Here is a 7,957-nt window from a genome sequence, read left to right on the forward strand (position 1 = left end):
GGCGTGCGCGTTCCTCTACGGGTGGGCTACCAGACCGTCAGCAGCAGGTGGTTGATCACCAGCGCCAGGCAGGCCTGCGCCGCGAGCCAGTACCGCGCGCGCGGCAGGAGCGCACACGGGACCACGAGCCAGCAGGCGAACGGCAGCCAGATCCGCTCGACCTCCCCCTTGCTCATGCCGGACACGTCGGCGATCAGGATCGCGGCGAGGGCGGCCCCGGCGACGAGCGCGACGCCGGACGGGAGGGCAGGGGCGCGCCGCGCCGCGGCCACGACCGCGGGACCGAGCGCGAGCAGCACCGCGGCCAGGTTCGCCCACACGAAGTAGGCGTAGGGACGGGTCTCCGCGATGCTGGCCGCGTAGATCACCTGGACGCGTTCGAACCCCGTGAACCACCAGAACCCGGCAGCGGTGAACGCGCCGACCACCCCGAGCGTCCCGACGGCGGCGAGCGCGCCCGCCCGCACGCTGCGCGTCGACGCGAGCACCGCGAGCGCGGGCAGCCCGCCGAGCACCAGCCCGTACGACAGGTACAGGCACCAGCCCAGCAGTACCCCGGCGGCCAGCGCGGCGAGGTCGGCCCGTGGGCCGCGCCCCACGGCCCCGACCGCCAACAGCGCGACGCCCCAGGCGAGCACCCCCGCGAACATCCCGTCCGCCGAGACCCCCACCCACACGGCACCGGGCAGCAGCACGCCGAACGGCAGCGCGCGGCGCGCCACCGGCTCGGCCCCGAGCGCCCGCACCGCCACGGCCACCGCGACCGGGGCGGATGCCCCGGCCAGCATCACGAACAGCCCGGCCGGACCGCCGCCGCCGAGCCCGAGCCGATCCAGCCAGACGAACGTGACCAGCGCCCCGGGCGGGTGCGCGCCCACGTGCGTGGTCCAGAAGCCGGGCCGGTCGGTGAGTATGTGGTCGGCGAACGTGCGCAGCATCGCGCCGATGTCGGTCACGCGGGGCACGTCGTGCAGGTACTCCTGGCTGCTGGTCAGCCGCTCGACCACCCCGCGCTGCCAGCCGTCCACGAGCGCGAGCGCCAGCGTCCACACGAACGCGGCCGCGTACGCCGCGCCCAGCAGCGGCCGCCAGGCCAGCCGGTCCGCGAGCCCGGGCCCGTTGGCCACGACCAGGACCGCGACGACGACCGCCGCCGGCGTCCCCGGCCCGATGTGCGGCAGCCACTCGGCGAGCAGCGGCGGGAACGGCAGGAAGATGTCGACCCCGGCCGCCAGCAGTGCCCGGCCCACCACCGCCGCGAGTACCACGACCAGCGCCGCCGCGAGCACGGCTGTCAGATCGCCCCGGGAGATCCGCGATCTGGTCGGGGCGGTGGCCGGCACGGGGGGACGCTATCCCCGGACCCGGGGCGGTGATCCTTACGGCTCGCGAACGGGGCCACCCCCTGCCAGTCCCGCCCACCGCACTGCAGCCAGCCGGTAGTGAGGATGGCCGCGAGCCGTGACGACTTCCGCGCGGCTGGGCGGGACGCTGGTTTCCGTGAACTCCGCCGCGGTGATGGGTGCTGCACCAGGACAACGGGTCTGGCAGCGGTCGGGCGCCCGTCCAGGCTCCGCCTGGGTGCTCGTCGCTGAGCTGAACGACGACCTGGACGACGACTCGGTCCTGCGCGGCCCGCCCATCGACCGCGTGACCGCGACGACGAGCCACCGCAGCAGGCGGAGGCGGCCGCTGGCGGCGCGCCGGTACCGCCGGGCCGACCGGCTGAGCTGGCTCTGGACGATCCGCTGGTACCGGGCGCGCTGGGCGGCCCGCCGCGCGCTCCGGTCGCGCTGACCGTGCCGGGCGCGGTCAGCCGCGCAGCGCCGCCGCGAACGCCGCCGCCGCGGCGCGTGGGTCCTCCGCCTCGGTGATCGCGCGCACCACGACGATGCGCTCGGCTCCCGCGGCGAGCACCTCGTCGAGCCTGGCGTGGTCGATGCCGCCGATCGCGAACCACGGCCGGGACGGCGCGCGGCCCGCGACCGTGCGCACGAGGTCGAGGCCGGGTGCCGGGCGGCCGGGCTTCGTGGGGGTCGGCCAGCAGGGGCCGACGCAGAAGTAGTCCACGCCCGGCTCGTCGGCGGCGGCCGCGCTCTCGTCCGGGCTGTGCGACGAGCGCCCGACCACGACCTCGTCGCCCACCACCTTCCGGGCCCATCGGACGGGTAGGTCGTCCTGGCCCAGGTGCAGGACGTCGGCGCCTGCCGCGAGGGCGACGTCGGCGCGGTCGTTCACGGCGAGCAGCGCGCCGTGGCGGGCGCACGCCTCGGCGAGCACCTCCAGGGCCGCGAGCTCGTCGCGGGCTTCGAGGGGTCCGTCCGGGCCCTTGTCCCGCAGCTGGATGATGTCGACGCCGCCGGCGAGGGCCGCGTCGGCGAACTCCGCGAGGTCGCCGGTGCGGCGGCGGGCCCCGGTGCAGAGGTACAGGCGGGCGTCGTCCAGTCGCTTGCGCACGGTGGCGCCGTCGAGGGCAGGCACGCCCCACGACGTTACGCGGACGGGTGCCGCGGGGCGTAGGGTGAACGGCAGGTGACGCACGGGAGCCCGTACTGCGGGCTGAGAGGGGATCCGACAGATCCCGACCGTCGAACCTGATCCGGGTCATGCCGGCGCAGGGAGCGGAGATGATGTCGAACTCGTTGACGGTGATCGGGGCGGGCGTGATCGGCCTGTCCTGTGCGTGGCGTGCGGCCGCGTCCGGCCTGCGGGTCACGGTGCTGGATCCGGCGCCCGCATCCGGCGCGTCGTGGGTGGCGGGCGGCATGCTCGCGCCCGTCACGGAGGCGTGGCCGGGCGAGGAGGCGTTGCTGGAGCTGGGCGAGGCGGCGGTGCGGCGCTGGCCCGGGTTCGCCGCCGAGCTGGAGGCCGCGGCCGGGCGCCCCGCCGGGTTGCGCACCGACGGCACGGTGGTCGCGGCCACCGGCACCGGCGACCGCGCCGAGCTGGAGTCGCTGGCCGGCTTCCTGGGCCGCCTCGGCCGCGACGTCGAGCGGCTCTCGGGCCGGGAGCTGCGCCGCCTCGAGCCCGCGCTGGGGCCGGACGTGCGCGGCGGCCTTTCGGTGCCGGGCGACCTCGCCGTCGACAACCGGGTGCTGCTCGCCGCCCTGCGGTCGGCGGCCGAGCGGGCAGGCGTCACGGTCGTGGAACACGCGGCCCGTGCGGTCGTCGACGACGGCGCGCGGGTCACGCGCGTCCGCACCGACGGCGGGGACGTCGAGGCGGAGACGGTGCTGGTCGCCGCGGGCGCGTACTCGGCCGCCCTGCACCCGGTGCTCGACGGCCTGGTGCGCCCGGTCAAGGGCGAGATCCTGCGGATCGCGCACCGCGCGGGCGCCTTCCCGCCGCCGCGGCGCACCGTGCGCGCGCTGGTGGACGGCCGGCCGGTCTACGTCGTACCCCGCGACGACGGCGGGCTCGTCATCGGGGCCACCCAGGCGGAGCAGGGCTTCGACACCGAGGTCACCGTCGGCGGGGTGCGCGACCTGCTGCGCGACGCCGAGCGGATCCTGCCCGGCATCGCCGAGTACGCGCTGGTGGAGAGCGCCGCGGGGCTCCGGCCAGGCAGCCCGGACAACCTGCCGCTGATCGGCGCGCTCGGTCCGGACGGCCTGCTCGTGGCCACCGGCCACCACCGCAACGGGATGCTGCTCGCGCCCGTCACCGCCGACGCCGTGCTGGCGCTGCTGCGCGGCCACCCCGTCCCGGACCCGGTGCGCGCCGCAGACCCGGCCCGCTTGTCGCTCGCAAGGAGGTAGCAGGTGCAGGTGTGGATCAACGGTGAGCAGCGCGAGCTCGCCGACGGCGCGCGCGTGCGCGACGCGCTCGCCGTGCTCGGAGCTCCCGAGAACGGGGTCGCGGTCGCCGTCGACGGCGAGGTCGTGCCACGGGCCGAGTGGCCCACCGTCGCGCTCGCCGACGGGGCGCGCGTGGAGGTGCTGACGGCGGTGCAGGGAGGATGACCATGGACGAATCGCTGCTGGTGGGCGACCGCAAGATCCCGTCCCGGCTGATCATGGGGACGGGCGGGGCCTCGAACCTGGAGATCCTCGAACGGGCGCTGGTGGCGTCCGGCACCGCCCTCACCACCGTGGCGATGCGGCGGATCGACGCCGTCACCGGCACCGGCGTGATCGACCTGCTGCGGCGCCTCGGCATCGAGGTCCTGCCCAACACCGCGGGCTGTCGCACGGCCGCCGAGGCCGTCCTCACCGCACGCCTCGCCCGGGAGGCCCTCGGAACCGACCTCGTCAAGCTCGAGGTGGTGGCCGACGAGCGCACCCTGCTGCCCGACCCCATCGAGCTGCTCGACGCCGCGGAGCAGCTGGTCGACGACGGGTTCACCGTTCTGCCCTACACCAACGACGACCCGGTGCTCGCGCGCAAGCTCGAGGGCGTCGGGTGCGCGGCCGTCATGCCACTGGGCTCGCCGATCGGCACGGGCCTGGGCATCCGCAACCCGCACAACATCGAGATGATCGTGGAGCAGGCCGGCGTGCCGGTCGTGCTGGACGCCGGCATCGGCACGGCGTCCGAGGCCGCGCAGGCGATGGAGCTGGGGTGCGACGCGGTGCTGCTCGCCACCGCCGTCACGCGCGCGGGCGACCCGGAGCGGATGGCCCACGCGATGCGCCTCGCGGTGGAGGCGGGCCGGGCGGCCCGCCAGGCCGGCCGGATCCCGCGCCGCTACTGGGCGCAGGCCTCGTCCCCCGCCGTCGAGGCCTGAGCCCCGCCCGATCCCGACGGGGCACCCGGGTGGGTGCGGCGTGCCGATCGCATGCGCCGGCCCGCACGCGGGAACCTGCGTCCGGAGGTGGTCCGATGGCCCGGCGACCGGGGTGGGTGCCCGTCCTTCTCGTGCTGCTCGTGAGCGGTTGCGGCGGCTCCGCTCCCGAGCGGGTGGTGCCGTCGGCGGGTGCGCCCGCCGCGGACCCCACTGCCGCCACGCCGGCACCGGCACCCGCGCCGCCACCCACGGTGGCACCGGCACCCACGGCCGAGCCGGACCGCGGGGAGCGGGTCGCGGTGCCCGTGTACTACGTCGCCGAGACCCCGGCGGGTCCCCGGCTGCAGCGGGAGTTCCACTCGGTGGTCACGAGCGACCCGGCCAGCGCCGCCGTGCGGGAGATGCTCGCGGCTCCCACCGGCACCGACCCCGACTACCACAGCCACTGGCCGCGCGGCACCACCTTGCGGGAGCCCGTCCACCGCGACGGCGGGGCCATCGTGGTCGACCTCGCCGGGGCCCGGTCCGCGCAGGTGGGCGCGGAGCTCGCCGAGCTGACCGTGCAGCAGCTGGTGTACACGGTGCAGGCGGCGATGGGGTCGACGGACCCGGTCCGGATCGTCGTGGACGGAGCCACCGAGTCCGAGCTGTGGGGTGCCGTGAACACGTCCGCGCCCGTCCCCCGCGGCGACCCGTACGCGGTGCGCTCGCTCGTGCAGATCGACTCGCCCGCCGACGGCGCGCGGGTCGGCCGGGCGGTCGAGGTGCGCGGCGAGTCGGCGGTGTTCGAGGCCACCGTGCTCTGGGAGGTGCTGCGCGACGGCGCGCTCGTCGAGAAGGGCTTCACCAGCACGGCGGAGGGCCAGCGGTTCTCGCCGTTCACCTTCACGGTGACCCTCGAGCCCGGCGAGTACACCGTGCGCATCCGCGAGGACGACCCGTCCGACGGCGAGGGCCGCCCGCCCCTGTCCGACGACAAGAGGTTCAGGGTGTCCGCCTGAGTCCGGCAGGGGCTCAGTCCGGGGGTGTGCGCGGGGCGCGCAGGCCCAGGCTCCGCAGTTCCAGGGCCGCCAGCGCGTGCACCACGGGTCGCTCGTCGCGCCGCCACGACGCCGCCGGGTCGGGGGCGACCCGCATGAGCCGCCGGACCGGCCTGCGGGTGATGGCGCGCAGGGCGAGCAGGTCGGAGTCGACGGCGCGGGCCGTGACGGCGGAGCGCGCCAGCCGCGCGTAGCGCAGCCGCAGCGGCAGCCAGAGGAACAGCACCGGCATCACGCCGAGCAGCACGGTGGCGAGGGTGGTCCCGAACGCGACGTGCGCGATCGCCTCCATCTGCTCGTTCCCCGCGGCGACCAGCGAGTCACCGGCCCCGGTACCGGCGCCCAGCGCCCGTGCGAGGTCGTCGCCGACGAACGGCACCGTCGCCGCCGTGCGTGCCGCGTTGTCGAACGCCCCGCGGACGGACTCCCCCGCTCCGGCGAGCGTCCGGGCGGGCCCCTGCATCGCGAGCACGAAGTCGTGGACCGTGCGTGCGGCGACCGCGGTCAGCCAGATCCACCCGACGGCCAGCAGGTCGGCCAGCAGCTGGAGGCCCGCCCGGCCAGGGCGCTCGGCGTAGAACCGCATGCGGCCGGAGGGTACTTCTCAGGCCTCCTCCGCGTCCTGCGTGGCCGGGTCCCACGACAGGCCGGGCACGCCCCAGCCGTTGCGCTTGAGCATCTTCTTCGCGGCGCGCTGGTTGCGGCCCACGAGCCGGTCGATGTAGAGCAGGCCGTCGAGGTGGTCCGTCTCGTGCTGCAGGCAGCGGGCGAGGAACCCGCGGCCCTCCACCTCCACCGGCTTGCCGTCGGCGTCCACGCCCGTGACGCGCGCCCAGTCGGCGCGGCCGGTCGGGAAGTGCTCGGCGGGCACCGAGAGGCAGCCCTCCTCGTCGTCCTCGGGGTCCGGCATGGTCTCGGGCCGCTCGGACGTCTCGAGCACCGGGTTGACGACGACCCCGCGTACCCGCGTGCGGGTCTGCTCGTCCGGGCAGTCGTAGACGAACAGGCGGAGGTCGACGCCGATCTGGTTCGCCGCGAGCCCGACCCCTTCGGCGGCTGCCATGGTGTCGAACATGTCCTCGACCAGCGTCTTCAGCGCGTCGTCGAACGTCTCGACTGGGCGGGTGGGCCGGTGCAGGACGGGGTCGCCGATGATGCGGATGGGACGGACGGACACGAGGTGACCCTACGTGGTGCCGCCGTCTCCCGATCGGGCAGCGCGTGCCTCACCGGTTTTCGTCCGGATCCCGTGGTTCAATGGCCGACGCGAATGACAGGCGTGTCATTCGCGCTGAGTGAGGCCCCCGAGGAGCGTGATGGAGTCGGCCACGGAACCCAGCGGGCGCGCTCCCGCCGGCGGCGCGGCAGGCGCACTGGACCGCAGGGAGCGCGAGATGCTCGCCTTCGAGGCCCAGTGGTGGAAGTACGCGGGGGCCAAGGAGCAGGCGATCCGTGAGCTGTTCGACATGTCGGCCACTCGCTACTACCAGGTGCTCAACGCCCTCGTCGACAAGCCCGAGGCAATGGCGGTCGACCCACTGCTCGTGAAGCGCCTGCGCCGGCTGCGCGCCAGCCGGCAACGCACCCGTGCGGCGCGCCGCCTGGGAATCGAGCCGTGGTGACGGCAGCATGATCGACGATCGGTTCGCCCCGGCGACCCGCCACTGACCGGAACCCCCACGCACACGGAGGCCAGCGTGATCGAGCCCGCGAGCGTCGTCGAGGTCCGGTCGTGACCACGCCAGGTGGGGGTGGCGGCCCGTCGCCGCTCCGGCTCGGTGGACTCGGGCTGATCGGTGTCGCGGTCGTCGCCGCGATCATCGGTCTGGCGAGCATGGCCACGAACGGCAGCCCGTCGACGGCGGTGTCCCCGTCGGCCGACGCGTCGAGGACCACCACGGTGCCCGCCACGGTGCCCCCGCCCGCGCTGCCGCCTGCCGAGCCGGTACCGACCGACGCCGGCGCGGTTCCGGTCCCGTCGTTCGCCGAGCCCGCGCCGGGCGAGCCCGCGCCGGGCGCCGTTCCGCCCGGTGTGCCGGCACCCGCGCCGGGAGCACCCGGCGCGGAGGCGCCTCCCGGGGCGCAGGCGCCGCAGGCCGCACCCGCGCCGGGCGAACCGGCGCCGCAGGCCGCACCCGCGCCCGGGGCGCCGGCCCCGCCGCCCCCCGCACCCGCGCCGGGCGCTCCGGCC

10 protein-coding genes, 1 pseudogene and 1 riboswitch are annotated in these 7,957 nt (G+C 76.1%); of the genes and pseudogenes, 7 read left to right on the plus strand and 4 right to left on the minus strand.

Going from position 1 to position 7,957, the window contains the following annotated elements:
• Positions 1-26: 26 nt before the first annotated feature.
• Positions 27-1,343 carry a hypothetical protein gene (locus ABEA81_RS16245; protein ID WP_345605921.1) on the minus strand — a complete coding sequence of 439 codons (1,317 nt, stop codon included), beginning with the start codon at positions 1,341-1,343 and terminating at the stop codon, positions 27-29.
• 238 nt (positions 1,344-1,581) lie between these two features.
• On the opposite strand from ABEA81_RS16245, the gene ABEA81_RS16250 reads away from it, so the two are divergent.
• Positions 1,582-1,797, plus strand: coding sequence for a hypothetical protein (locus ABEA81_RS16250; protein ID WP_345605922.1), 216 nt, complete (start codon positions 1,582-1,584; stop codon positions 1,795-1,797).
• A gap of 15 nt (positions 1,798-1,812) precedes the next feature.
• Here the strand turns inward: ABEA81_RS16250 and thiE are convergent, their stop codons facing one another.
• Positions 1,813-2,481: a thiamine phosphate synthase gene (thiE, locus tag ABEA81_RS16255; RefSeq protein WP_345605923.1), complete on the minus strand. Its 669-nt coding sequence runs from the start codon at positions 2,479-2,481 to the stop codon at positions 1,813-1,815.
• A gap of 48 nt (positions 2,482-2,529) precedes the next feature.
• Positions 2,530-2,638, plus strand: a riboswitch (TPP riboswitch).
• On the opposite strand from thiE, the gene thiO reads away from it, so the two are divergent.
• The 4 genes from thiO to ABEA81_RS16275 all read left to right on the plus strand — a co-directional run bounded on the left by thiO (position 2,628) and on the right by ABEA81_RS16275 (position 5,727).
• Positions 2,628-3,758, plus strand: coding sequence for a glycine oxidase ThiO (thiO, locus tag ABEA81_RS16260; protein ID WP_345605925.1), 1,131 nt, complete (start codon positions 2,628-2,630; stop codon positions 3,756-3,758). (Overlaps the previous riboswitch by 11 nt.)
• Before the next feature lie 3 nt (positions 3,759-3,761).
• Entirely contained in the window at positions 3,762-3,962 is a 201-nt protein-coding gene (gene thiS / locus ABEA81_RS16265) for a sulfur carrier protein ThiS (RefSeq protein ID WP_345605926.1), read from the plus strand.
• Positions 3,959-4,726, plus strand: coding sequence for a thiazole synthase (gene thiG, locus ABEA81_RS16270; protein WP_425570574.1), 768 nt, complete (start codon positions 3,959-3,961; stop codon positions 4,724-4,726). The genes thiS and thiG overlap by 4 nt, the downstream gene beginning before the upstream one ends.
• A 95-nt stretch (positions 4,727-4,821) precedes the next feature.
• On the plus strand, positions 4,822-5,727 hold the full coding sequence (locus ABEA81_RS16275) for a Gmad2 immunoglobulin-like domain-containing protein (protein ID WP_345605928.1): 906 nt from the start codon (positions 4,822-4,824) through the stop codon (positions 5,725-5,727).
• Positions 5,728-5,740: 13 nt separating this feature from the next.
• Here ABEA81_RS16275 and ABEA81_RS16280 read toward each other — a convergent pair whose 3' ends face one another.
• Complete coding sequence (locus ABEA81_RS16280) at positions 5,741-6,352, minus strand: hypothetical protein (RefSeq protein WP_345605929.1); 612 nt, start codon at positions 6,350-6,352, stop codon at positions 5,741-5,743.
• Between the two features lie 18 nt (positions 6,353-6,370).
• Positions 6,371-6,943, minus strand: a complete 573-nt coding sequence (locus ABEA81_RS16285) for a peptide deformylase (protein WP_345605930.1) — start codon at positions 6,941-6,943, stop codon at positions 6,371-6,373.
• Between the two features lie 139 nt (positions 6,944-7,082).
• Between ABEA81_RS16285 and ABEA81_RS16290 the strand changes: the two genes are divergently transcribed.
• Positions 7,083-7,388 carry a DUF3263 domain-containing protein gene (locus tag ABEA81_RS16290; protein WP_345605931.1) on the plus strand — a complete coding sequence of 102 codons (306 nt, stop codon included), beginning with the start codon at positions 7,083-7,085 and terminating at the stop codon, positions 7,386-7,388.
• A gap of 110 nt (positions 7,389-7,498) precedes the next feature.
• Positions 7,499-7,957: pseudogene (locus tag ABEA81_RS16295) on the plus strand (hypothetical protein); the annotation flags it as partial.

Source organism: Pseudonocardia adelaidensis (genome assembly GCF_039543345.1).
Classification (GTDB): Bacteria; Actinomycetota; Actinomycetes; order Mycobacteriales; family Pseudonocardiaceae; genus Pseudonocardia; species Pseudonocardia adelaidensis.